This window comes from Leucobacter faecis (assembly GCF_054456635.2).
Window position 1 is genome coordinate 1 of sequence record NZ_JBTJEP020000005.1, and the last position, 24,362, is coordinate 24,362.

At 63.8% G+C, this 24,362-nt stretch carries 26 protein-coding genes and 1 pseudogene; 13 read left to right on the forward strand and 14 right to left on the reverse strand.

Annotated elements, in window-relative coordinates; all coding sequences use genetic code 11:
- Positions 1-78 (forward strand): annotated as a pseudogene (locus ACXR2T_RS05455) (cytochrome ubiquinol oxidase subunit I); the annotation flags it as partial.
- A gap of 124 nt (positions 79-202) precedes the next feature.
- On the opposite strand, the gene ACXR2T_RS05460 reads toward ACXR2T_RS05455, so the two are convergent.
- Complete coding sequence (locus ACXR2T_RS05460) at positions 203-1,342, reverse strand: tyrosine-type recombinase/integrase (protein WP_489945490.1); 1,140 nt, start codon at positions 1,340-1,342, stop codon at positions 203-205.
- Positions 1,343-1,610: 268 nt separating this feature from the next.
- Here ACXR2T_RS05460 and ACXR2T_RS05465 point away from each other — a divergent pair, with 268 nt between their 5' ends.
- The 10 genes from ACXR2T_RS05465 (at position 1,611) to ACXR2T_RS05510 (ending at position 9,614) form a co-directional block, all read left to right on the forward strand.
- Positions 1,611-2,732 (forward strand): M78 family metallopeptidase domain-containing protein, encoded by a 1,122-nt coding sequence (locus ACXR2T_RS05465; protein WP_458839073.1) that lies wholly within the window; start codon positions 1,611-1,613, stop codon positions 2,730-2,732.
- Between the two features lie 36 nt (positions 2,733-2,768).
- Positions 2,769-3,014 carry a hypothetical protein gene (locus ACXR2T_RS05470; RefSeq protein WP_458839074.1) on the forward strand — a complete coding sequence of 82 codons (246 nt, stop codon included), beginning with the start codon at positions 2,769-2,771 and terminating at the stop codon, positions 3,012-3,014.
- The gene (locus ACXR2T_RS05475; protein ID WP_458839075.1) at positions 3,011-3,667 is read left to right on the forward strand and encodes a hypothetical protein; all 657 of its coding nucleotides are present in this window, start codon (positions 3,011-3,013) and stop codon (positions 3,665-3,667) included. The genes ACXR2T_RS05470 and ACXR2T_RS05475 overlap by 4 nt, the downstream gene beginning before the upstream one ends.
- Positions 3,668-3,900: 233 nt before the next feature.
- A complete protein-coding gene (locus tag ACXR2T_RS05480; RefSeq protein WP_458839076.1) occupies positions 3,901-4,395 on the forward strand; it encodes a hypothetical protein in 495 nt (164 codons plus the stop codon).
- Between the two features lie 51 nt (positions 4,396-4,446).
- Positions 4,447-5,505: a hypothetical protein gene (locus tag ACXR2T_RS05485; protein ID WP_458839078.1), complete on the forward strand. Its 1,059-nt coding sequence runs from the start codon at positions 4,447-4,449 to the stop codon at positions 5,503-5,505.
- Positions 5,506-5,523: 18 nt separating this feature from the next.
- A complete protein-coding gene (locus ACXR2T_RS05490; protein WP_458839079.1) occupies positions 5,524-6,372 on the forward strand; it encodes a hypothetical protein in 849 nt (282 codons plus the stop codon).
- A gap of 284 nt (positions 6,373-6,656) precedes the next feature.
- On the forward strand, positions 6,657-7,424 hold the full coding sequence (locus ACXR2T_RS05495) for a hypothetical protein (protein WP_458839081.1): 768 nt from the start codon (positions 6,657-6,659) through the stop codon (positions 7,422-7,424).
- Positions 7,409-7,636: a hypothetical protein gene (locus tag ACXR2T_RS05500; RefSeq protein WP_458839083.1), complete on the forward strand. Its 228-nt coding sequence runs from the start codon at positions 7,409-7,411 to the stop codon at positions 7,634-7,636. The genes ACXR2T_RS05495 and ACXR2T_RS05500 overlap by 16 nt, the downstream gene beginning before the upstream one ends.
- Positions 7,637-7,659: 23 nt before the next feature.
- Positions 7,660-8,325, forward strand: a complete 666-nt coding sequence (locus tag ACXR2T_RS05505) for a hypothetical protein (RefSeq protein ID WP_458839084.1) — start codon at positions 7,660-7,662, stop codon at positions 8,323-8,325.
- A 32-nt stretch (positions 8,326-8,357) separates the two neighbouring features.
- Positions 8,358-9,614: a hypothetical protein gene (locus tag ACXR2T_RS05510; RefSeq protein WP_458839086.1), complete on the forward strand. Its 1,257-nt coding sequence runs from the start codon at positions 8,358-8,360 to the stop codon at positions 9,612-9,614.
- Here the strand turns inward: ACXR2T_RS05510 and ACXR2T_RS05515 are convergent.
- The 4 genes from ACXR2T_RS05515 to ACXR2T_RS05530 form a co-directional block, all read right to left on the reverse strand.
- Positions 9,611-10,381, reverse strand: coding sequence for a hypothetical protein (locus tag ACXR2T_RS05515; RefSeq protein WP_458839088.1), 771 nt, complete (start codon positions 10,379-10,381; stop codon positions 9,611-9,613). The two genes, ACXR2T_RS05510 and ACXR2T_RS05515, sit on opposite strands and share 4 nt — an antisense overlap.
- A 146-nt stretch (positions 10,382-10,527) precedes the next feature.
- Positions 10,528-11,142 (reverse strand): deoxynucleotide monophosphate kinase family protein, encoded by a 615-nt coding sequence (locus ACXR2T_RS05520; protein ID WP_458839090.1) that lies wholly within the window; start codon positions 11,140-11,142, stop codon positions 10,528-10,530.
- On the reverse strand, positions 11,139-11,513 hold the full coding sequence (locus ACXR2T_RS05525) for a hypothetical protein (protein ID WP_458839092.1): 375 nt from the start codon (positions 11,511-11,513) through the stop codon (positions 11,139-11,141). Before ACXR2T_RS05525 ends, ACXR2T_RS05520 begins: the two co-directional genes overlap by 4 nt.
- 81 nt (positions 11,514-11,594) lie before the next feature.
- Positions 11,595-12,773, reverse strand: coding sequence for a hypothetical protein (locus ACXR2T_RS05530; protein WP_458839094.1), 1,179 nt, complete (start codon positions 12,771-12,773; stop codon positions 11,595-11,597).
- A 106-nt stretch (positions 12,774-12,879) separates the two neighbouring features.
- On the opposite strand from ACXR2T_RS05530, the gene ACXR2T_RS05535 reads away from it, so the two are divergent.
- Complete coding sequence (locus tag ACXR2T_RS05535) at positions 12,880-13,128, forward strand: glutaredoxin family protein (protein ID WP_458839095.1); 249 nt, start codon at positions 12,880-12,882, stop codon at positions 13,126-13,128.
- Between the two features lie 87 nt (positions 13,129-13,215).
- Positions 13,216-13,608, forward strand: coding sequence for a hypothetical protein (locus ACXR2T_RS05540; protein WP_458839097.1), 393 nt, complete (start codon positions 13,216-13,218; stop codon positions 13,606-13,608).
- Here the strand turns inward: ACXR2T_RS05540 and ACXR2T_RS05545 are convergent.
- The 9 genes from ACXR2T_RS05545 to ACXR2T_RS05585 form a co-directional block, all read right to left on the reverse strand.
- Positions 13,605-14,075 (reverse strand): hypothetical protein, encoded by a 471-nt coding sequence (locus tag ACXR2T_RS05545; RefSeq protein ID WP_458839099.1) that lies wholly within the window; start codon positions 14,073-14,075, stop codon positions 13,605-13,607. The two genes, ACXR2T_RS05540 and ACXR2T_RS05545, sit on opposite strands and share 4 nt — an antisense overlap.
- Before the next feature lie 16 nt (positions 14,076-14,091).
- Positions 14,092-15,678, reverse strand: a complete 1,587-nt coding sequence (locus ACXR2T_RS05550) for a hypothetical protein (RefSeq protein ID WP_458839101.1) — start codon at positions 15,676-15,678, stop codon at positions 14,092-14,094.
- A gap of 22 nt (positions 15,679-15,700) precedes the next feature.
- A complete protein-coding gene (locus ACXR2T_RS05555) occupies positions 15,701-16,801 on the reverse strand; it encodes a hypothetical protein (protein WP_458839103.1) in 1,101 nt (366 codons plus the stop codon).
- 33 nt (positions 16,802-16,834) lie between these two features.
- Complete coding sequence (locus tag ACXR2T_RS05560; RefSeq protein WP_458839105.1) at positions 16,835-17,968, reverse strand: hypothetical protein; 1,134 nt, start codon at positions 17,966-17,968, stop codon at positions 16,835-16,837.
- A gap of 28 nt (positions 17,969-17,996) precedes the next feature.
- A complete protein-coding gene (locus ACXR2T_RS05565; RefSeq protein WP_458839106.1) occupies positions 17,997-18,878 on the reverse strand; it encodes a hypothetical protein in 882 nt (293 codons plus the stop codon).
- A gap of 225 nt (positions 18,879-19,103) precedes the next feature.
- Positions 19,104-20,456, reverse strand: coding sequence for an RNA-guided endonuclease InsQ/TnpB family protein (locus tag ACXR2T_RS05570; protein ID WP_458839108.1), 1,353 nt, complete (start codon positions 20,454-20,456; stop codon positions 19,104-19,106).
- A 278-nt stretch (positions 20,457-20,734) separates the two neighbouring features.
- On the reverse strand, positions 20,735-21,133 hold the full coding sequence (locus ACXR2T_RS05575; RefSeq protein ID WP_458839110.1) for a hypothetical protein: 399 nt from the start codon (positions 21,131-21,133) through the stop codon (positions 20,735-20,737).
- Positions 21,134-21,153: 20 nt separating this feature from the next.
- Positions 21,154-22,029, reverse strand: a complete 876-nt coding sequence (locus ACXR2T_RS05580) for a hypothetical protein (protein WP_458839112.1) — start codon at positions 22,027-22,029, stop codon at positions 21,154-21,156.
- Positions 22,030-22,064: 35 nt separating this feature from the next.
- Positions 22,065-24,362 carry an ATP-dependent DNA helicase gene (locus ACXR2T_RS05585; RefSeq protein ID WP_458839113.1) on the reverse strand — a complete coding sequence of 766 codons (2,298 nt, stop codon included), beginning with the start codon at positions 24,360-24,362 and terminating at the stop codon, positions 22,065-22,067.

Here is a 24,362-nt window from a genome sequence, read left to right on the forward strand (position 1 = left end):
AAGATGTTTCTCATCAACTTTGCGATGGGCGTCGTCACCGGCATCGTGCAGGAGTTTCAGTTCGGCATGAACTGGTCGAGAACACTGAAAACCGCCTGAAATCAAGCCGATCTGGGGTGATAAAAAGTCGTGGGATGCAATCTGGATGCAATGAGCTTTGCGCGGGTGCATGAATCATCTTTCATTGCATCCAGATTTTCGACTAGCTCCAGAAGTCGTCGATCAGCGTGCCTGCTTGGGTGCGCGATTCGGAAGTTGTGTGAGAATAAATGCTCATCGTGATCCCGGAGTGAGCGTGCCCGAGCATTTCTGCCACGGCCGCCGGGCCTGCTCCTGACGCGAGTAGGTGAGACGCCAGAGAATGTCTTAGGACGTGGATGCCCTCTGCCCTCGTGGGTTCAAATCCGGCAGAGCGGCATGCGGGTGACCAGATATGACTGCCGAAGTAGGGCGGGTCCACGACATTGCCGTACTTCGTGGTGAGTAGCAATCGCTGAGTTACAAGAGGGCCGTCAAGGCTGCCCCAAGGAAGCGTCACCTCTCGTGCGGGGAAGCGCTCCAAGTGAGACAAGATGCTTTGCGCCACATGCTCAGGGAGCTTAAATGAGCGTGTGCGCTGGTACTTCGGAAACGAAAATGCTTTGCGGCCGTTTTCCGCCCGAATAACCTGGCGCTTGACGGTAACGACCTTGTGCTCCCAGTTGATGTCCTCATACGGATCAAAGGCGAGAATCTCACCCCTGCGCATACCGCATCCGGCCCCCAGGTCTACCGAGGGGCGCCATCTCGGACCCATTGCCGCTTGCACCTTTTGGATCCGGTCTCGGCTCCATACCTGTATGTGTGACCTCCCTTTGCGTGCAGGCTTAGCTTGCTTAACGGTCTTCGTGCCGCAAGGATTCCTGCCGATGAGCTGATCATCTACCGCGGCATCCAGGATCGTGTGCAGAATGCCGAAGATGCCCGCGCGAGTGCTGCTGGCCAATGTTCGCGCCTCTTGAGGCAGGTCCTTGCGCTGCCCCCGCGTAGGCGAATATCGCGCGAGCTCGCCAAGCCAGCCCTGAATATCGCTGGGTCGAATTTGAGCGAGGGCGTAGTTCTCAAAGTACGGAAGAATGTGCTTATTCAGCTTGCGCTGCACATCTTCGCGGTACTGCATGCTGTGATGCGCCGAATCTTGCCATCTGCGAGCGTACTCTTTGAAGAGAAGCTTTCGACCAGCCGGATCGAGATAGGTTCCCGCCGCGATGTCGGTCTTTGCCTTAGCGAACGCCGCATCTGCCTCGTCTTTTGTTTCGTACGCATTTGACACCCGAGCACCCGTTGGCTCGTTGAACTGCACGAGCCAACGCATTCCCTTTCCATAGCGATTAGTGCGCTTCTTCTTGCCTGTGATTTTGTCGCGACTCATCCAGCGATCTACTACTGCCATGTTTGGTCCCTTTGCCTAACAGGTGAGCGCCACACTCTCCCTGAAATTTCTGCACGTCGACTGTAACGTCGACGTGATGTTTTGTCTCCTCCGCTCCTGGCATCAAGTCAGACGACCAGAGCGGAGGGGATCGCTTCTGCATGAGACCGGTCGACGCCAGCCGGTCTCACTCAGATACATGAGCAACATGAAGCGGCAGGCCGCGGGCACGAAACAGGCGGGCGTATCAGTGGGCGGGCAGTTCGCAGCCTCAACCCAGACGGAAGCGAGCGGCGCGGGACTGCTGCTCGCGGAGCGCGAGCTCGAGCAGGCAGGCGCACTGAACGAACAGTTCGACTCGCTCGAAGAGAAGATCGCTGCGATGTCGAGCGAAGTGGAGTCGGCGGTCGAGAATCTGAAACATGACGAGGACTGGAACAATTACCTCACGACGATGTCGAAGTTCCACCGCTACTCACTCGCCAATCAGCTCCTCATTGCCCGCCAAATGCCCGACGCGACGCGGGTCGGCGGCAAGACGCTGTGGAAGTCGCTCGACCGGGAGGTGCTGCCCTATGATGAGCGAGGCCGCGGAATTGCGATCTTCCGCCCCCGCATTGGTTGGGTGGACAAGAAAGACGCGCAGGGCAACGTCATCACAGGCCTCGACGGTAAGCCGAAGCGCGAGCGCGCCGTGTTCGGGTACTCCTCAGCCACCATCTACGATGTCTCGCAGACCTCCGGAGCGCCGCTGCCGGACGGCACCCCTGAGCTCACGGAAACTCCCCCGCCCGGGTTTGAAGGTGACCTCACCCGCGCAATCGAGAAGCTCGGGTACCCCGTCTCCGAAGAGGAGATTCCGGGCACGGCGAAAGGCTACACCTCGATCAACAAAGTGACGGGCGAGAAGCGCGTGGTTGTAGCAGCAGGACTCACTCCGGCAGACAAAGCCCGCGTGCTCGCGCATGAGCTCGGCCACATCGCTGCCGGGCACATGGAGAAAGAGCACGACGGGGACTACCACACTGGAGCGGGCGGGAAACGCGGCGAGATGGAAGTTGAAGCCGATTCAATCAGTCACGTCCTGCTGCGCATGAACGGCATGGACCCCACTCCGAGCACGGGTCGGTATGTCGCCGGCTGGGCGAAAGTGCAGTCCGACAATCCGAACGTCGTGAAAGACACCGCAGCGAACGTGCAGAAGGTCGTGAAAACGCTCATCGACGAGCACGAATGGGCGAACGTTGATCTGCCTGAGCAGCCCGCGTACGTGCCGAAGAAGAGGACGACGGCACGCAAGCCGCGCAAGGCGAAGCCGTAAGTTCGCATGCGTCATGGGAAAGAGAGGAGCCCGATCATGGCTGCTGAGATTTTGTACCTCGAATTTGAAGACAGCGACTTCCCGATAGAAGTGCACGACGAAGCCGCCGGTGAGGTGCTCATTTTTGACGACGCCGATCTGCTCGCCCAGTTTGAAGAAGCCGAAGCCGAGGGCGTCGCGTTCGAGCACCCGCGATTACGGCGCCGCGTGCTCGAGCTGCGCGATCAGCTGCTTGCCATCACGGGCGAGCTGGACATCATTCTCGGCGGCGCCGCCGCATGAACAACGAGGTAGACGAAGACCTGGCGCTCCTCGGATTCGAAGAACCGTCCTCCGATACTGTCCCGACGGTTGTGCGCGGGAAGTCCCACTATGCTCCTCGGCGCCAGCATCGCAAGCGCTGGTGGTTCACGGGACTCAGCGCACTAGCAGCGATCGTCATAGCGCTCATCATCCTGGCGGCTTCTACTGTGCTCGTGGGTACGGTCGCAGCGCCGGAGCTGACAAACAAGATCATCGGCGAAGCCGCTACCTCCGTTACGCACGCCGCCCGCACGGTCGCTAAGACCGAACCACGCGTGGTGCTCGGCGGAGACGGCGGTCAGGCCGAAGTGGATGCCTGCCCGGGATCGTGGACACGCATGATCGCCTATAACCAAAACACCGGGTTCGAGGTGCCGGTCTACTCCGCCCATAACGGCTGCTGGGGCACAGATGGGCGCGGCGACGTGATCTTGCCGCTTGGCATCGGCGACAAGATCAACATCGTGGACAATACCGGTGAACGTCTTTACCGCGTCATCGAGATGATTGACCGGCCACAGCGCACCTCCACAACTGACGACATCAATACCCTTACCGGGCCGATCATTCTGCAGACCTGCTATTGGGATGATCAGACGATGAAATTTGTCTCCGTGGAGCCGGTGATATAGCACCAGTCTCGCTCACAGTCTTGTGCCTCATCTCACTCGCCAAGAGCCGCATGTCGACCTCGCGTGCGGCTTGCGTCGCATAACGCTCGTACAGCGCGGAGATGGGTACGGACACTCCTCCGCCCCAGTCTGGAAAGGAGATAGCGGCAAAGACCGGAGCGTGTCCGTCAAGACGTGCTCTCCTCGGGGCTCGCAACACCGGGGCTCCCGCCGCTCAACGGAGGATGAAGCAAATGCCCCTGGCTATTCGAATATTGACACTGATGAGTGTCTGCCTGGTCACTTCGCAGCTCACGGGATGCACCCCAGCCGCTCCCGTAGATAAGAACACTCGCTTTATTGAGCAGTTCGAGACCGCTCCGGGCGTGCTCCTTCAGACGAATAACTCGGCCAACCTGGAGCTGGCCCTTTTGGCCGTCGGCGCACCGGTGAAGGGCGTGCGCACGGCAGAGCAGAAGTCTGATCAGACGACGGATTTGCGTGTTTCCGTCACACTAGATGGCGAAATACTGCAGCTAGACGCCGCCCTGCTGAAACGAATGCTAAAAGCCGTCGAAGCACACTGGCCGGACGAATACTCGAACATCGTCCTGGGAACATACCGACCCGGAGCGCTTGCGATCGAGGCAGGAGAAGCTGCACGGGCACTCGGGCTGGACGAGGACGTCGTTGATCTGTCCGGACATCTCACTCTAGATCGAGACACTTTCGCGCCGCCAGCTGAGTGAGGCGAACCCCAACATCTGGGCCGACTATTCCCGCCGGTCTCACTCAGAAGCATGACTAACATAAACCGGCAGGCGGCCGGAGCAAAACAGGCAGGCGTATCAGTGGGCGGGCAGTTCGCCGCCTCTCACAAGACCGAAGCGAGCGGGGCGGGACTGGCAGGCTCTGACGTTCCGCCCGCCCAGTATGAGTACGATGCCGACACAGAGCGGCTCATCATGGCTGCGCGGCTGATCCGTACTGGCGACTACGTCGAAGTCGGGTCGGGTGATGACTGGGACGGTGACGTGCACAAGGTGACCGGAGTGCTGCACAATCCGGACGGATCCGTCACGCTCGCGCTCGACACCGGATCTGGGTCCACGCTCAGCGCAGACGCTCCAGTGCGCGCCGCGGACCCGTTCGCTGAAATCCGTCCTGACGACTTCGGAGAAGGAACCCCGTACTCAGAGGGCGAGCCGGCCGATTGGACAGGTCAAGAGCTCGGGTTGGAGGGGATCTACGTGGCTCAGGTGACGGCGCACGGCGATCACCAGCAGGGCGAAGGTTCATTGACCGCGACCGTGCATGAGGATCCGGTTTCCGCGGGAAATCTCACAGCCCACCAGATGCAGCGCGGCGGTCAGCTCGTGGCGGACACCCTCACTCGGAAATATGACGCCGACGTGCAGCTGCTCGATGACACGTTGCACATGGATTTCACCGCCGACCTGCGCGGTGAGCCTGCGGTCACCGAAGAGTTCGCCAGTGACGTCATCTGGAACCACACCCAAGCCGTCAAGTTCGCAAACGAGACGGACCGCGGCACGTACGGGAGTCCGTACGTGTACGAGGAGATCGCCCGCGAAATTGACCGAGGATTCTTCCCGGGCACCGGTGGCGAGGTGTTCGACGCCGGCATGCGGGATCGGATGCAAGACATCGCATCGTTCGCCACGTACACGCGCCGCGACTTCCCGCAGCTCGCCATGCTCGCTGAGCGCGGCTACTGCACCGACGCTCGGGCCGCCCGCAAGGAGCTGCTGGAGGCCGACCGAGAAGTCGGAGAGGTGCAGGACACGCGCGACCTACGCACCATGCTGAATGCAGAAATTTCGCGGCAAGAAAAATAGCCGGTCTCACGCAGAGACATGAACAACATGAAGCGGCAGGCCGCGGGCACGAAACAGGCAGGCGTATCAGTAGGCGGGCAGTTCGCCGCCTCCCAAAAGACGGAAGCGAGCGGAGCGGGGCTTTCGGGCGCCGCTCCGCTCGCACCGGTCGTGAATGATCATCTCCGACGCCAGGCGGGCTGGGCCGTCTCGCAGCAGGTCAACATCCGCGAAATTCACGCCGCGATGACCGAGCAGTCCAATAAGCTGTACGACTTCCAGCTCGCCGTGGCGGTGAAAGATAAGTACCCGGCCGCCGCGAAAATGCTCCTCGAAGAGCATCCCGACGGACACCCGACATGGTGTTTCACCGGGCTGGAAGATGCGCACGGGAACGACATCACCGTGTCGGATGAGCACGAGTGGGCCCTGGGCGATCTCGCCAACGATGCACAATATCCCGGGCTCGGTGACACCGACAGCTTCGCCAAACACACCGTCGACCTGGACGCGGCGCTCGCCTCTCCCCCGGATCTGAACCGCCGGTTCCTGGACAGCGGCGAGTACAATGAACGATCGTTTTCAGAGGTCTGGTCGAAAGCGCAGGAGCGCGGCGACCTGGTCGGGAGTGTGCGCACGTACGAAGACGCTGCGTACGAAATTCGCGCAGAACTAGAGCCTGAGCACTTTAGCCACCTCAGCGCAGATGAAATAGACCGCGCGGCCCGGGAGCTTATGCAGCAGCACGCTGACGCTCCTTGGACGGAGCAAGAGTTCCAGGAGTATCAGGACCGGCGCGACGACACAGTGAACCTGCTCATCTCCCAAGCCGAGCTGGCTGCCGCACAGGCGGAAGAAGCCGAAGCGCTGCGCGCCGACCTGCAATAAGGACGCTGACGAGGAGTACTGGATACATCACGACGCCCGGGTTGCTATTTCACAGGCAGTCTGGGCGTCGGCCGGTCTCACACAGTGTCATGCGCACTGTTTCAAGGCATCCCAGCGGTAAGCGAATAGCGGGAGGCACGGCCGTCGGTGGACGTTTCTCCCCGACTCTGAGCACCGAGGCAAGCGGCGCAGGTCTACGCGGGCCGGCCGCTTGCCTCACTTCCGGCCCGCGTGAAATCCGTCGGCTCGCAGACCTGGAACCGGAACAGCCCGAGGTGCGGGTTATGGGCGGGTCGGCGCCGAAGTATTACGACCCTGAGCGGGATGCGTTCATCAAGCTCGATGCGATGCAGCACGAGGCAGTGAGGGAGGAGTTCGCGAGCCGGGTCGCTGTCATCATGAGCCTCGAGAACGCGGTGCAGTACGACGCCAAGCAGTACCTCGACCCGGCAACCGGAGAGGCGCTGATCGGAGTCGAGTCCGAGAACTTCAAGGGCCCCGAAGAGCGCGAGCGGTTGCTGTCCCACTTCGACGCGGCCGAGTTCGTAGACGAGGATGACGACTGGGACTCCGACGACGAGTTCTTCATCGAGAACGATGATTGGAAGCGGGTCAAGGCGCAGATCGAAACGATGAACCGCGCCGCCGACACTGACGTCGGCCCGGAAGCGTTAAAGATGGCCGCGTTCGACATCATCATCGGCAACACGGACCGCACTAGCAACCTCAGCAACATCGGCGTACTCCAGCAAGAAGACGGGTCATGCCGGCTCATCCCACCGTTCGACTTCGGGATGGCGTTCCCGCCCGAGGAAGAATACGAGCTATTAGATCAGGAAGCTCTGATCGACCGGGCCCGCTCATTTGCCGCGTTCACCCGTGAGCAGTACGGATACCAGGAGCCGCTGCTGACCGCCGACCCGGCCGAAATGCGGGCCTTCATCGCCGAGTACGATAACCCGTTGTATAGCGAAGACGAGGTGCGAAACATCAAGCGCCAGCTGACAGATAATTTAAGCATCACGGAAGGCATCTTGTGGCGAAGAAAATAGAGATCCGCGACCGCGGCGTGACGATCGGGTCAGTCACCGAGGGCGGCATCTGGACGGACGCGGCCGGGAAGCGCAGTAACGACTTCCTGCTCGTCGGGAAGACGTACGAGCAGATCAACAGCCTGTTCCTGAAGCGCTCGCAGCACCGACCGCCGTCGCAGTCTGAGGGGCGCATGTACCAGGACGAATACAGCTTCCATTTCAGCGGCTAAGCCCGCCGGTCTCACGCAGAGGCATGAGCAACATCAAACGGCGAGCCGCAGGCACGAAACAGGCGGGCGTATCAGTGGGCGGGCAGTTCGCCGCCACTCGCCAGACCGAAGCATCCGGCGCGGCCCTAGTACCCTCGCGGCCCGCCATGCCTCGGATCGGTACGCCTGAGTACGAGGCGTACGTGGCCGAGAAGGACCGGGCGAACATGGCGCGCGTGCAGGCTGAACGTGCCGCGCATCAAGCGAAACTTGACCGGTACGCCGAGGGTGAGCTTTCCCACGAGCACGCCGAAGCGGTCGCCCAGGCCGCGGAACGGTACGCGCAGCGTGACCGCAGCCTCGTCATCGCCGACGCCGAATTTCTGCGCACCGACTCGCGCCCAGACTTCACCCGCCAGGAAGCGCTGGAATACGCCGCGCTCGACCGGGCCCGAGACTACGTCGAAGACAACCTCGTCCACATCACCGACGAGGCGGACCAGGAGCGCGCCGCCCGCGCCCTCGCCGCGCGCATGAACCAGGCTGTACAAAACGGCCCGAAACCGGCGCTGTACCGGCGCAAACGTGACGGGGTGATCGTGCGCCGCGGCCGCTCCGTCAACGGTTTCGTCAGCATGTATCGCGTGGACAACGGGCGCCAGATCAACATGTCCCAGCAGGGCCTCGCCCAAAAATACGAACGCCTCTGACCCTCCTCCCCGCGCCGGTCTTACACAGAGACATGAGCAACATCAACAGGCAAGCCGCAGGCACCAAGCAGGCGGGCAAATCAGTCGGCGGGCAATTCGCGGCCAGTCAACAGACCGAGGCGAGCGGGTTCGCACTTCTCGCGCCCGAGCCGGAAGAAGAACTCACCGCGCAGGCGCAGATCGCGCAGCGTGCCCTCGAACCTGACCTCAGTGAGTATCTGCGCGCGCATGACGACGAGGACGGGTCGCCGGTCTATCTCACTTCCCGCGACGGCTTCACCGACAACTATGTTGAAGTCGGCGACATCTTGGACAGCGACCTGCTGGCCGATGAGGAAGTAGACGAGGGGGTGCGAGCGCGCGGCGAAAACTTCCTCCATGAGCAGCGCCTGCGTCACATCACCCGGCTGGGGCGCTCCCTTGACCCGTCGATGGAGCCGCTGCGCGAGCGGGAGATCGCGCAGCTCGGCACCCTAGTGGATGCGTTTGGGCGCGAGTCCCGCTGGGCGGAGGGCAACCTCCTTATGGTGCGTCAGAAAGCCCAGGTGCGCCGTGAAGACGTGGCGGGCGGCATGTACCGGCTCCACGTCGAGCGAGAGAACCTGGACCATCACCACGGCGACAACGAACCGACGGTGATCACCCAGCAGCTCACCTGCTCGCTGGAAGGCATCAAACCCGACACGGCGCATCACTACCGGCTGGAGATCGAAGACTTCCTGCGCAAAGAGTACGGCGCCCGGGCCGAGGTGGTCGTGAGCCCGAACAGCATGCAGATGTCAGTCACGAAGCGCAGCAACTTCGCCGGCGCCGCGACCGAAGACCGCATCGACGCTGAGCTTTCGGGCGACCAGGGCTCGTCCCGCCTGCATGACGGAGCGATCCGCGATGCTCCATACAGCGCCGGCGCGCTCATGAACTATCTCGACGGGCACGAGCGCATCCCCGCGGTGCATATCGCGCACGCCCGAGATGCGTGGGAGGGCATCGCTGATCCGGGCGTGCACGCCCGCGCACGTGAAGCGTCGGACGAGAAGATGAGTGCCGCCGACTGGGCGGTCGCTATGCAGGCGGTCAACATCAACGTCGCGGACGGCACCCGCTACAAGCACCTGCGTGACTTCACGAACCGCGGCCGCATCAGCAGCCGCTCCCTTCTCACTGCCGAGCTCGCCCAGGCCGCGGAGGAGTACCGCGACGACCACCAGTTTGTGGATGTCGCCCAGCAGCTGCGCGCCCGCCTCCACGAAGGCCCGTTGCTCGACCGCCCCGACCCGGAGCTGGACTAGTTAGCACGAGCTTCGTCCCGGGCGCGACTGAGCACCTTGCTCACGCGCGCCTGGGACCAGCCGATGCGCTCGCCGATCTCAGTCTGGCTGACGTCCCTCGCCGTGAGTCGGTCGATCGCGGCGAGATAGTCAGCCCGCGCGGCAGGCACCCGGCGCCCCGCCATCAGCTCGATAACAGCGGTCTCGTCAGGGGCGTTAGTCTCTTCACCGCCTGCGTCGCTCAGCCGCGCAGGGGCTTCGTCTCGGTCGATGTCATCCCAGGCGAGCGTGGTCACCCAGTCATACCGGCGCGCCATGCTGAGCGCGCGGGCGTAGGCGAGCTTCTCGTACTGTTCACTCCGCGGCGGCGGCTGATCCCATAGCGCGCGGTGCAGCCGCTCGATACGGTGCACATGATCGGGAAGGAAGCGGCGCGTCCCTACGGCCATGTCGCGCACGTATCCGCGGGTGGTGCTCAGCTTCTCGGCCAACAGCGGCGCTGACCAACCTGCGGCGATCAGCGCTTGCAACCGGCGGCGGGAGCCTGCCGACTCGATCTGATCCTTCGGGCCTGCGAAACGCAGCTCTGGCTGAATCCACCGCAGCCGCGCCGCGACCTCTGCATCCACTCCGTCGGGAAGCTGCCCGTACCGCTCGGCGGTCCGGTACCCTTCGACCAGTGCCCGCACGAAGCTAATGCTCGATCCCGACAGCTCGCTCAGCCGTCGCCAGCTGATCCCGTACGCTCGCAGCTGCATGACGTGCGCGCGCACGGGAGCGACAGGCACTTTCCGGGCTTTGACGACCTTCGCGGCGCGCTGTTGGCGTCGGTACGCGTTCCCGTTCAGGTGACATGGGGCGCACTGGCAGCGGTGTGTGAAATGGCAGGTAGTTTTCGCGGCGTGGGCGTGGTCAGGCGGGCAGATGTGCGCCGTCACGCCGCCGCGTCCAGCAGAAAAGCTGCCTGCTGGCGCAGGTCGTCCAGCGTGCCGTCATTGATCACGAGCCGGTCGAAGTCATCCATGGTCAGCGCGTGCTCCGACACGTGCGCTGCGCCGGGCGCGGCCGGATGGCCGGGGCGCTCCACCCAGACGGTGCGGCCGCCCATGGCCGTGATCAGGTTCAGCTCGTTTGGGAACCTGATTCCCGTCACGATCACGCTTTCGCCCTGCCGGAACGCGGCCGTAATACTGCGCCTTGTCGCGTCTACCCAGGCGTCCTGGTTCGCCTTACGCACGATGTCAGTGCCGAGCACCTGCAGCATGCGCCGCACCTCCGGCACCCGCTTCGCCGCGGTGAAGCCGACTGCTTCCACGAGCGTCTTCGCCTGCCATGCGCCGTGCACCGGATCACCGTTACGCTGCGACGTGAGGCCCAAATAGGGGTCCACCATCACCCACGGGTTCATCAGCAAAAACGCGTCCAGCAGCGGGTCGCTCATGCCGAGCACACGCCAGCGCCCACCGAGCGCAGCAAGCTCGCGCGCGAACGCATCTTTCCCGTGCTCCTTCTGCCCGCCGATGCCGACGAGCTGCGTAGCCCGGGTCATGCCTGGCCCACGATGTGCTGCGACGCTGCTTGCTCCCAGGCCGCGAACATGCCCTGCACCTTTGCGAGTGATGCGGGCGTAGCATCTCCGTCGAAGAACTTCGACATTGCATCGCCCAGGCGCGCACCGAGCGCGCGCCCTTGCATGGCGTTGTACTCGCGATCGAGACGGTCCGTGGGCTGAAACAGACGAGGAACAGCGAACCCCGAGGCGCCCACCTGACTTCCGTTGTCCTGGCGGTACGCGGTCTCGGTGGCGCCGTGCATGATGAACGCGCGCGCCTTAGTGACGCGGACAATCTCGACACGGCGCTGCACGCGACCGGCCTGCGTGACGTAGACCGTGTCTCCGACGTTGAACTGCTGTTCCATAGTGATCGCTCCTTGTGCGTCTCAGGCGGCGGGCGCGGTGCCTACCTGCTGCTTGCCCTATGGGACGCGCGCAGTAGGTGTCTATTCGCTTGCGAGACCGAGCGCTTCATCACGGGCGCGGGCGAGCTCCCCGGCCGAAAACCAGCTCTCCTGCACGAGAGACCGGCCCCGGGTGCGGATCGCCTCATGCGCCGCCCGCTCGCGCTGGTCGAGATATTCCCGCGCCACGGTCTTCGTGCGCCGATAGCCCGTCCCGACAATATCTTTCGGTTTCAGGCGGCCCGCTTCGAGCTCCGCGCGCATAGAGAGCACCTCCTCAAGCCGCTCGCGCTGGGCCGCGCCTGAACGACTGTTGAGCGGTCGCCCATTCAGCTCATTGATAGTGGTGTCGCACCAGTCTTGCTCGAACCGCTCATCGAGCGGGTGATGCACGCCCGCGTCGTAAGCGCGCACGATGGCGTTGCGGTTCACGATGTCGGGGATGCGTTTTGCGAGCTCCGGGTGGAACCTGCGCCCGTTGTCGATGATCTCTTTCACGATGTCTTCGTGCTTGCAGCCGTAAAACTCGTCCTCGTACTGCAGGTCACGCGCGAGCACCTCCGCGGCCTCTTCCCAGTCGGAGTCCTGAACGTCGTACGCCTCGGTCAGGCGGCGGTGGTTACTGCTCGCCGGGTCAAGGTCGAGCCGGTACAGGTCCACCCCGTATTTGGTGAGGTCACCGGTCGTCTTGTGCGGGGCGTTCTCCCCGATGCGCGGCAGCGCCCCGACGTGCGCCCACAGGTCATCCAGCAGCTCCGAGTCAGCGACGTTCACTTGCGACGCGCGCGAGTAGTCCCGGTGGTCGTCATACTCACCGATCACGGCGTCGTATGCGATGACGCTGCTGTCAGCGGCGCGTACCTCGCCGAGCTCCCGGTCTTCGCCGTTGTGCTCGGCAATAATGACGTGGTCGGCCTCCGGGTACCGCCAGCGGAGCGTGTCTCGCACGAGCGCAGCACTCAGCTCGCTCGCCTGCGCCTCCGCTTCCCGGATGCCGGTGTCCCGGTTCCACAGCGCGCGGATTTCAGCGTCCCGGGCGGTGAAATTGACGGCCGCGTCGCGTTCTTCCCGGGTGGTGCTGTCACCCAGCGCCGGGGTGTAGCCCGCGGGCGGGGTGAGCCCTTGCCCGGTGGCTACGGTTTTCTCGGTGGCGGCGAACTTACCGCCCATGCTGACGCCAGCTTGCTTCGATCCGGCGGAGTGCCTGTTTATCTCGCTCATGTCTCTGTGTGAGACCGGCGCGCATAGTGAGCCGGATAGGGCGCCGGTCTCACACAGTAATGTCGGGCCTTTGCCCGGTCGTCCATCTCTCGAAAGGCTCTTCCCTATGTCTGCTCCCGCCATCACCTTGTACTCGAAGCCCAGCTGCCTGCAGTGCACCGCCACCGCCCGTAGGTTGAACGATCACGGGGTGCCGCACACCGTCATCGACATGTCACAAGACGAAGCTGCGCTCGCGCGAGTGAAAGAGCTCGGGTATCTGCAGGCCCCGGTGATCGTCACTCCCGATGAGCATTGGTCCGGCTACCGGCCCGACAAGATCGACCAGGCGGTCTCTTCTTTGCGCGGCGCCTGACGAGCCGCGATTCCCTCGAAACTGAGCCGCCCTCGAGGCGGCTCTTTTCGTGCGCTAAAATTGGGCGCAACCCCCGAAAGGCGGCACATGTCTCCCCTGCATGATCAGCCAGGCCCGGCTGTGAGCGAGCACCCCGGTCCCGTGTCGCTCGACCCGCTCGCGATCATGCACGTGGTGGATCTCGTCGCTGCGCAGCATGCCGCCCGAGGCGCAAAACCCGAGCGGCTGCGCACGATCCGGGCGGCGCTGTACGCTGCGATCGACGCCCCCGCACACTCTACCTGGGATCGGGTGTTTCAGCTCCCGGTGTGGTCGGACGGCGGCGCAAGCGCGCCCGTGTCGCTGTGGCAGCTCACTGTGCAGCACGCCGGGTTCCAGGCGGCCGAGCACCGCCTCGGCGCGCGCTGGCCGGTCGTGCCGAGCGGGATGATGATTGTCGTCGCGCTGTGTGAACATTTCGGGCCCCGCGCGACCTGCTAACGCCAGGACAGCTGCTCAGCGCGCATTTCAGCCCGCTCATACTGCCGTTCGGCTTCCTCTTCCAGCCACGGGAAATCTTGGATGATCGCGTCGTGCACGCGGCGCTTGACGATCAGGAACACGGACGGATACCAGTCGTACTCCCCCACGTGTGCGCCGTCGAGCCGGTCCACGATCCGGTCGTATGCGGTCTTCTCGTGCCGCAGATAGTTGACCGCGAGCTGGTCGATCGACGCGCCCTGAGCCTTCCCTCCGCGGCCGCGCTCATTGAGGCGCGCGAGCTGCTCGAGCTTGTCCGGCTTCCAGGAGGCCCGCCATCTGATTTTCAGCGGCGCCCGCTCCGCGCATATCCGGAGGGCAAGTTCCTCGTCGGTGCGGGCGTGTGCGCGGCGCTCAGCCGGCGTCTCCCGCTCGATCGTAATGGGCTGCGTCCACAGGGACGGGGCGAGCGGGAGAAGCGCGGTCATGAGCTAATTCACCTTCCTATGCCGGGTTGTTGCGGGCTGAGCCGGGCCGGAAAGTCTCAAACCTCGCCGACTCCAGGAGAGATACGCGGTCGTGCACGGCGTTCCACTCCGCCACTTGCGCGTCCGGGAGGTCCTCGTCTGGGCCTCGCCGGCGGGCGTCTTCGTCGCGGCGGCGCAGGTCGGCCCTGTGCTGTGAAAGTTCGGCGTCGATGTCGTGCCGGGCCTGCAGCTTCCCGCGCTCGGTGAGCTCCCCGTCGGGATGCTGCTCGTAACTCTCACGGTCGTACCCGGCGCGCGACATGTCCGCGACACCAACCCCGTACGCCGACTTCACCACGCCGGCGGTGTCGTCCCAGCCATACCCGTATGCTGTGCCGCCGGAGTCCAGATGCGCGCCCCGGTCCTGGGTGAGCGTCACCGTCACCGGCGTGCTGATGCTCGCGTCCATACCGGCACCGTTCACCGAGTCAAGCAGTACCAGGTGCGTGCGGCCCGCCGGGTTCTCGCGGGTATGCTCCGGCGCGCCGCCGAGCCGGATCGTGCGCCCCTCCTCCGTCGCGCTGGCGTCACGAATGTCACCATGCCAGATCACATCGAGCCGGACACCTTCATGCCAGTAGTACGGGCCGTCGGTCGCGAGCGTGCGGATATTCTCTTTGTCTTCGACCGTGAACGCATCGACACTCACCCCGGCGCGGCGCAGATACCCGGTGAGGTACGCTTCGCGCGCATCGGCCGACCGCTCATCGCTGCCGTTGTACAGCTCATCGCGGGTGTAGCCGTACAGGTTCTCGTCCGAAGCCATCCAGCGGCGCAGCTCGTCCGGGTCGCCGAAGTCTTCCTGACTCACCGGCGCGCGCATCAACTGCGGGGGCGTGTTCCGGGCAAGGTCACTGATAATGTCGGACTCGTCATGTTCCCGCACGATCTCGCCGAGTTCCCGGATCAGGTCGTCGTCTACCGTGTCGGCATCTTCGACTCCGAGCTCCTCCAGTATCTCTTTCGCCATGCGCTCGCTCGCATCGCATGTGCTCTCGTAATACTGCTCTTCGATTTCCGTCAGATCGTCAGTGTCGTCCGCCAGGTACGCGTCGATCTGATCACTGTTCAGCTGATCGCTGGCGTCGATGTACGTGAGCTCCCGCTCCCACTTGGATTTCGCCTCCACGTGCGCGCGCACGACATTGAAGACGCTCGCTTCGGCGTCTTCTTCGCCCCACGCGTTCGTGTCCACGTCTTCGCCGTCATTGAGCTTCTCAAGCTGTGATGGGCTCAGCTGCGGCAGCGCGGGTTCGGTCTGAGCTGTGCGGTCGTGACGCGCTGCGATCTCCCAGAACTCCTCGTCACTGCACGACTGAGTCAGCGCCCCGTTGGTAAACTCGAACGCTTCATCAAAAATCTGGTCCACGTCAAAGTCCTGAGCATGCTCGCCCAGGGCGGGCAGAATGGCCTGTTCCATGACATCGGTTTTCGTTGTGTAGGTCTGAACCGGCGCCGCCAGTCCCGCGCCGGACGCCTCGGTTTTCTCGGTGGCGGCGAACTTCCCGCCCATGCTGACGCCGGCCTGCTTCGATCCGGCGGAATGCCTGTTTATCTCGCTCATATCTCTGTATGAGACCGGCGGCCTAACCGGGCCGCTCCTCACTCACGTCCACGAAGCAGTAATAGGCGGAATCGCGGTAGCCTCTCATGGAGTCGATCTCGTCGCTGCGCCACTGCTCACCGATTGTACTGAGGGCATTCTGGACACTTTTCCCTTCGGCCGTCGTCCCGCGGGTGCGCTCCAGTTCGATGTGCCACTGCTCATCCGTCATCCCCTCGGTGCGCTGAATGCGATGCCGACCGGCGGGCATCGTCGCGGTGACGTGAAAGGCAGGGGTAAAGCCACCGCTGTCCGTGCGCACGCTGACTTTCATATCTTCCGGCAGGGCGCCGTATGCGGTCGCGCGCTTCACGTCGGCGCGGATCAGCTTCGCCAGCTCCTTCCCGCGCGGCGTGTCATCGGTGCGCCTACCCCCGGTGATGGACGTAGCCCCGGACGCGCTGACATACTCCACCTCACGGCCCAGCTCGATCCCGGCGGCGGCGAGCCGCTCGTGGCGTAGACGGTCCTGCAGCTTCTCCAGCTCGTGAGGCTGCGGCACCCACTTGCCCTGAAACTTCTCCTCGTACGACAGCGCGTCTCCGTCATCTGACACCAGCACCCGCGCGAGTTTGTACGGATAGCCTCGCTCGAACGTGAGCCAGTCGCCGTCACGGGCTATGCTACCGTCGAACATGTCCTCCAACGCAGCGGCGGTGAAGTCTGGGTGACGCACCGCGGCGGGCGGGCGCGCGCGATACGCCTCGCCGGTATGACCTGGCGATACGAACGACCGCTCGCTTATTGGCCGCCGGGCGTCGACACTGAGCTCCCCTGGATAGGTCGGGTCAGACTGGTTCAGAAACGACTGCATCAGCGAAGATCGCTCGTACGACGGCGCGCCTGCGACCGCGTGCGTGAAATCGTCCAGCCGGTCATAATCCTCTTCAGTGTCGGCCACCCAGCCGTGCTCGGCAAGCCCCGCAGTCAGTTCATCGTTGAGGGCGTACAGGTCCTCTGGCGAGGGAGCGGAGCCCGAAAGCCCCGCTCCGCTCGCTTCTGTCTTGTGCGAGGCGGCGAACTGCCCGCCCACTGATACGCCCGCCTGTTTTGCGCCCGCGGCCTGTCGCTTCATGTTGCTCATGTCTCTGCGTGAGACCGGCGGGTGCGGTCCCGGTTAAAACTCGTCGTCGAGCGGAACGCGCAGACTGCGAATGCGCTTGTTCAAGGCCTTGTAGTCCGACTGCACGCTGTCCGTGAACCGGCTGAAATCCACGCGCTGCCGCCCCTCGTCGTCCGTGTAGACGGCGCCGTCGATCTGCTTGATGCGAGATTTCAGGTCAGTGAGGGCGCGTTCGTTCGAGGCCAGGTCGTCGCCGATATACTCTCTCGAACGGCCGCTCAGGCGCTCAGCGCTGACTGGGTGCCGCCACGGCCGGTCTCGCGGCACCGCAATGGGCTGGTGATTCTCGATGCTACGAATGGAATCAGTATCGCCGCGACCGCGTGCGACACCGAGCGCGTAGGCTTTCGCCTCCTCGAACTCGTCCAGGGTGAACACATTGTCTTTGCGGTTGAGGTTGTCTCCACTCGGAGTGTGCTTTGCGCTCAAAAACAGAGCGGTGCTGCCGTGGTTGCCTCCCATCCCAAACGTAGAAACGTAGTAGGTCGGCTCTTCGGTCTTCTGCCACAGCTCACCGTCAATAGCGAGGTATCCGTCGATCTCGGCTTGCACCATCTCGCGTGCGCCCTCTTCGCTGTCGTCGCCCTCTTGATACGGGGAGGTGACGTACTCGTACTCGTACCCACCCTCGTCCCAGTTACGTTCAAGGCGGGTCAGCTGATCTCGGATGCGCTCCGGGGTGGCTTCGAGCCGGTCGGTGGCGTTCAGGTAGGGCGGCTCCATGGTGGTGTTGGTGTACGACCAGATGTCTCCAGCCACCATCGGGCGGTAGAGTTCGCCGTCGTAGTGGCGCACCTCGAAATCCAGGTTGCCCGACCCACTGATGAACTCGCTCATCTGGAACGCTTCACCAGTGTCCTCGCGGGCAACGCTCCGCACCTCAGCGTCCATCTCGAAGCGGCGTTCGATGTCGCGCGGCTTCCGGTGCCGCGGGCTCGGGAGCACGTTGCGTTCCGTCCATTTGACAGTGAATGGCTCACTCACCACCACGCCCTCGGCCGGTTCATGCGCGAGCGGGGCGAGTAACCCCGCCCCGCTCGCTTCCGTCTTCTGGGACGCAGCGAACTGCCCGCCCACTGATACGCCCGCCTGTTTCGCGCCCGCGGCCTGCCGCTTCATGTTGCTCATATCTCTGCGTGAGACCGGCGGGCGCGGTTTAGCCCTGGACGAGCTTCAGGCCGAGCTGTTTCGCCGCATCTTGGATAGCGTCGTCGCGCCGCTCAGCTTCGAGCTCGTACACCGTATCGCTCGGCTCCCCGTCGGCGTACTCCCGGCTCGCCAGGTCAGCGATCTGCGCCAGCTGCTCATCACTGGGTGAGTCACCGTTCTCCAGTACGAAGTTCTCGACCGCATACTCCTGCATATCGCCGCGCGTGTAAGAGTTGTTCGCGCCCAAATTCAGCTGCTCGACAGCGGCGGCATACGCGCTGTTAAAGCCTTTCTCGGTGAGCTGACCGGTGTCAAGGAACGCGCGCTCAACGTCCACGTGTGACTCCTGCTCCGCCGCGGCCAGGTCAATGCGCACGATCTCGTCCCAGTCACCGTACGGGGTCTCCGAAGGATCAGTGCCGTGCAGGAGCTCACCTTCGTCGGCGTAATGATCACCGGAATCAAGACCGGTCTCATCAGCGGCTCGGTCGAGCTGCGTGTCCAGTTCCACCGAGAGGTCGAGCGGCTGCTCATCGGCGCCTTCGACCCCGGCGAAGCTCCATTCCTTGTGACCGTCGTAGGTGCGTCCCAGCACGAGGTGGGTCGCTTCGGGCACTTGGTCGCGGATCGTGAGCGCCATCTCATGCTCGAACAGGCGGCGATTCTGTAGGTGCATTTCCTCGCGCAGCCGCACAATCTCTTGCTGCCGTTCAGCGATGCGTTCTAGACGCTGCTCCCGCATCTGCCGGGCCAAAGCCAGGCGCGGGTCTTCGGGCGCGGGGGTGAGCCCCGCCCCGCTCGCTTCGGTCTTTTGGGAGGCGGCGAACTGCCCGCCCACGGATTGTCCAGCCTGTTTTGTTCCGGCGGCCTGCCGATTCACGTTGCTCATGTCTCTGCGTGAGACCGGCGGAGAATTGCAGATTCTCACAATGTTTCGACAGGCCGACCAAAGCGCTGCGCAGCTCCTCAGCAAGGGGTATCTTCGAAAGGGAGAGCGGGTGCCGAGACATCTGCCATTGAATCAGCGCCCCGGCCCGTTAGCCCCGCCGAGGATGTCACAAGTACGTGTTCAGCACTCCGACCCATCTCGGACTCGTACGCGTCTCTGAGTGAACTACGGCGACCCTAAAGAGGTCGCCGCTTCCTGTTTCACCGACCGAACGCGAACCCCAGGAACAGATGCAAAATCCATTCCTGCTGAACGTCTAACATCAATCTCCACAGGAGTTCCAGTCAGTTCCTGACTGGCGGGGAGTGCGCCTTCCCCGAAGCGGATCATGTTCTGCGCCGCGTGAATGTCACGGTCCTCGCGATACCCGCACGACGGGCAAGCGAACATCCGTTTCGACACGTGATGGGGTGTCTTCACCCCGCACACGCACGTCGCGGTTGTCGCCGCCCATCTGTCCACCATGACGGTGCGGGGATGAGCGGCGAGGATCATTTTTAGGCGGCCCAGAATTGAAGCATGCACGCGCTTTCCACCACGGATATATCCGGAGCGCTTGCGCCAAGACGAAAGATTCTCGTCCTGGAAATACACTCGCTCGTTCTTCAACAGCTCGTGCGCCACTTTGGTGGCGCACTCTTCTTTCCGGCGAGTGATTTTTGCGCTCTCCACCCGAATCAAATGCTGGGTACGGTGATGGTTCGCTGACCCTTTCACCTGCCGCGCAAGCTTTCTGCGCAGCCGGCGAAGGCGGTCGGTTTCTTCGAACATCGCGTCCAGCTTGACCCCGTTGGAGAGGGTGACATGGGTGGCTACACCCATGTCGATCCCAACCGATGTGCCTGGTTGGAAAGTCTGTGTTGCGCGCCCACTGTTCGGGCGCGGGTGTGAATAGCAAGTGACGAGCAGAAAATACCCGTTCGGGCGGCGCACGAGCTTCGCGTTTGCAAGCTCGTCCACCTGGTCGAGCTGGTGCAGGCCACGCACTTTCACCCAGCCAGTCACGTTCGCGATCTTCACCCGGCCCGAAGCCCGGTCGATCTTATGCGTGCTGCTGTACTGCTTCAAGTCAATAGAAGTGACCTCGCGGGCGAACTTGATCCGGCCGATGCGGCGGCCCTTCTTCTTCAACGCAGCCAGGGAGCGGCGGTTATTGTTCAGCTCCTGAATGACTGCCTGCGCCATCTGACCACCCAGCGTGGTGATCTGGCGCGGCTCAAACGCGCCGCCAGGTACTTTCACCCGCGCTTGCGCCATTACTTCGCGCTGCCTGCCAGCCTCGAAGATACCAAGATCAAGGGCAGTGTTGCGCACCCATTTCGCTTCAAGAAAGAGCCGGTCCAGGGCTTCCCGCTGCACACTATTCAGACGATTGGTGATCAAGCGCAGTTCACGCACCTGCACGATCATCTTCTTGCGCCGAGTCCTGGTAGCTTTCCCGGTTGCTTTGATCTGGGCGTTCTTATTCAGGCGCGCGGCATCGTCGAGATGCTTGGTATGCGCGACCTTCTGAACCACGGGGAACCTTTCTGAGGCTAAAACACGAACTGCTATTGGCTGCTCACTGTGGCTATAGGACGCGGCGGTCGATCTCCACCGGGATTCACGAAAGTTGTTGTGAGCCCTGGGGTTGCGCTGACTTTTTGCGGCTGTATGCTGCCCCTCAGCGCCCGGCGCTGGCGCTGCCGAATAGCGTTGCTGCTTCGCCGATCCGATTCGATGGGAGCTCCAAGCGCGATTCATCGGTCGGCGCTAAAGACGCCGCCGCTCTCTCGCGTACGCATTCGCGTAGACAACTACCGCGGCCCCGGCGGCGCGAACCGCGAGCGCGTCACCGGGGCCGCCTGCGCGAACGGGGCCGCCTGCCCTTTGGCGTACGGCTGAATCTGGGCGGGGCCCGCCTGGTCGTGGCGCGCGACGGGGCTCGCTGGGGGCGCGAACCGAGACGCCTCACGCTCGCCGGCGTCCGAATGGTCGGGAGCCGCGTGCACCGACCGCACCCACTCATGCTGCGGCGCGCTCAGGCTCGCGGAGTCGCCCAGCCCTATGCCACCCGGGCCGGACACCACCTCGGGGCGGGGCGGGAGACTGAGCCCCGCCCCGGACGCTTCGGTCTTCTGAGTGGCGGCGAACCGCCCGCCGACAGATACTCCGGCCTGCTTTGCTCCGCGCTGCTGGCGCTTTCTTCCAAACATGCTTCTGAGTGAGACCGGCGCTAGGGGCGAGACTCCCGGGCGTCGAGCTGCGCGATCTTCCGCCGCTGCCACTCGTCCTTCTCGGAGCTGCCCATAAACTCCCACGCCCGCGGAAGCCTAATCCCGGCCTGCTTAATGCGCTCAGGCACTTCCACCTGCCGGGTGATGGTGTACAAGACCGCCTCGGCGCGGCGCGCACTTCCGGCGAGACGCGCCGTTTCCAGGTATTTCAGGTTGTTCGCGAGCAGGAAGTTCTCTTCGGCGTAATGACGCAACGTATCAGCGTCTACGGTCACATGGCCGCGGGCGTTGATCTGGTCGAGCGCCCACTGACTGCTCTCCGGCAGCGGCGGGTGGATGTCAACATCTGGCAGCGGTGTCTCAGCGTCGAGCGCGAGGTATTTGTCGTAGCTGAGCGGGTTCGGGTCTGAGTCGTACTGAGTAGCGTGCTCTTGAAAGTCGTAGCTCTCCACGTGCGCGTGCAGCCGCTCGAACGTCTCATGTCCAAGCTCTTCGCGACGGAGCACGTCACCGTTCTCGCGCACCAGACCCGCGAACGACAACCGCCCCGGCACATCATCCGAGTCTTCCAGGATCGCACGGTCCACGCGCGGGCCGTTGTCGCGCAGCAGTGCCAGCTGCACTTCAGCGCTCAGCGCCTCCGTCGATAGCCGGGAGCGCTGATACTCCAGCTTGAGCTGCTTTTCGCCGTTCTCGATGATCTGCCGATTGCAGTCCGCGGCGATCGCGCTCAGTATCGCTGCCCGCGCGGGGGATACGGCGGGACCCGCAAGCCCCGCCCCGCTCGCTTCGGTCTTCTGAGAAGCGGCGAACTGCCCGCCGACGGACTGTCCGGCCTGTTTTGCGCCTGCGCTGTGCCTGTTGATGTTGCTCATGTCTCTGCGTGAGACCGGCGGCGGTGCTCGGTGGCTTAGCCGCGGGCGTCGCGGCGGGCGTTCAGCCAGGCGGTCGCGCGGTCCAGCTCGTTGAACTTGTGCCCGAACTGCAAGAGCGGCCGGATCAGCATGTGCCGCGTCTGCGTCTGATAGTTGAACACCGAGTATTCCTGCGCCAGCAGCCGCGGGTCGAGCACGGCGACCATGGCGCGGTCATTCACCCCGCGGATTGCGCGGCCGATCCCCTGCTCCAACAGCTGCGCCGCGTCAGCGACGTACACGAGCCGGTCAGCGGTCCACTTGTCGAGCCCTGACGACACCATGAGGTCCATGCGCGCCTCGTCGATCACGCCGCGCGGCGCCCGCGGCACCCGGTCGATGATCACGAGCGAGTTCGTCTCCCCCGGCGCGTCCACGCCCGTGAACAGCGACCGGGTGCCGACGAGCACGCTGGCGACATCTTTCCGCCACACGTCCACGATGCGGCTGACCTGGCCGCCGTCCCACTGAGAATGCACCGTCAGCTGCGGCAGACGCTTACGCAGCGCGGCGGCGTACTTCTTCCCGCTCTCCGCTTTCGCGGACAGGATCAGCGCTGAGCCGCCGTTCGCGCGCACCAGCTCCACCACCTGATCGACGCACCATGCTTCATGGCGGAACGTGTCGAACTTCCGTTTCCCGCCGTACGCGTTCTGCGCTTCCAGCGCGGAAATATCGGAAGATTCCAGGCAGCGCGGCACGTACATGGCGCTGCCCGCATACGCGTCACCGAACGGGGACGCGTACTCCCCCGCCGGGGTCGGGAGCGCGGCCTGCACGTAGAACCCGGTCGGCAGCGTCGCGCTGACGCAGGCGACCCCGAGCGGCACTTTCGGCTTCTCCTCGTCTTCGTCTTCTGACCCGTCATCTGACCCGTCGAACAGGCCGGAAGAGTCACGCTCTTCGGCGCCGTCCTCTTCCGCTTCGACATGCCACAGCCGCGAGAAGATCAGGCCGGACACATCCACCGGGCTCGACTCCGCTTTCGGGCCGAACTTGTCGCCGCCGGGCGTCACCCAGCGGGCGATCTGCTCGTTCGGGGTGATCACGTCCTCCAGCGCTGTGCCGAGCTGCGTGAGCGCACCGATCGCGCGGCGGCACTTCTGCTTGAACGCCGCGTCCTCCGACAGCTTCTGCACACTCTTCACCGCGTCCAGCTGACTGCCGATCATCATGTCGAGCTCTTCGTACAGCTCCTCCACCGGGCCCGCCTGATCCGGGCCAATGCGTAACGTGTCCTCAAAACGGCCGAGGTTCGCGGTCGCGCGGCTCAGCACCCGGTTCAGCTGGTCGGATAGCCGCATCGCGTCCTCTTCCACCCATTTCGCTTCCGCGAGCACGCGACCCACCGCACGGGCGGCGCGTTTGATGGTGATTTCGCTCAGCTCCGCCGCGCCGCGCGTGCGCACCTGCGACGGGAGGGTGTGGGCTTCGTCCACGATGATGTTGTGGAACCGGCCCAGCCGCCGCGACCCCAGCACCGTCGGGATGCCGCGCGCGGCCTGCATACCCAGCAGCACGTGGTTCGTCACCACAATGTCGGCTTCTGCGGCGAGCTCTTTCGCTTCATCCGCTTTCGGGACATACCCCGTGTCCTCTTCGCCGGCCTTCTCGTCCGACGAGGCGGACACCAGCTGCCAGTCATCATTCGTATGCTCGACCGCGCAGCTGTCCCGGTCGCCTGGTCGGTTGGGCAGCAGGTACTGCTCCAGCGCCCACAGCGCCAGCTGCGCGAGCGTCTCCAGGTCAGAGAACTCACCGCGGCGGTATTCAGGCGTCCAGCTCCGGTCAAGCTGCTGCTCCCGCAGCAGGTGCGCGAGGTCAGTGAAGCTCGTCTGCTTGGGCATGCCGGTGAGCCCCTGCGCGAGCTCCAGCGCCCGCACCGGGTCAACGTAATTCGACACACCTTTCAGCACGGCGTATTGCAGGTCAAACCCGGTGCGCCGCGCGACTGCCTGCGCCACGACAGGAAGATCCTTCTCCATGAACTGCGTCTGCAGCGCGAGCGAATCCGTTGAGATAACGGTCCGCTCGTTCAGCCGGTACGCTGCGAGCGCAGCGCAGCTCATGTGTGCGAGCGATTTTCCAGTGCCAGTTGGCGCGATTCCGTTCATGCGGGTTTTGGACGCCAGCGCACGCCAAATATCGAGTGTCAGAGCGAGCTGCCCGGGCCGCGGCGCGGCGGCTTCACTACCAACGGCAATCTGCACCGCTGTCGTGAGCAGCTGGGTCAGCTCGTCGAGGTGATCGGCTGCGGGGTCGGCGGGGGCAGGGGCGAGAGCGGTAATGGTCAT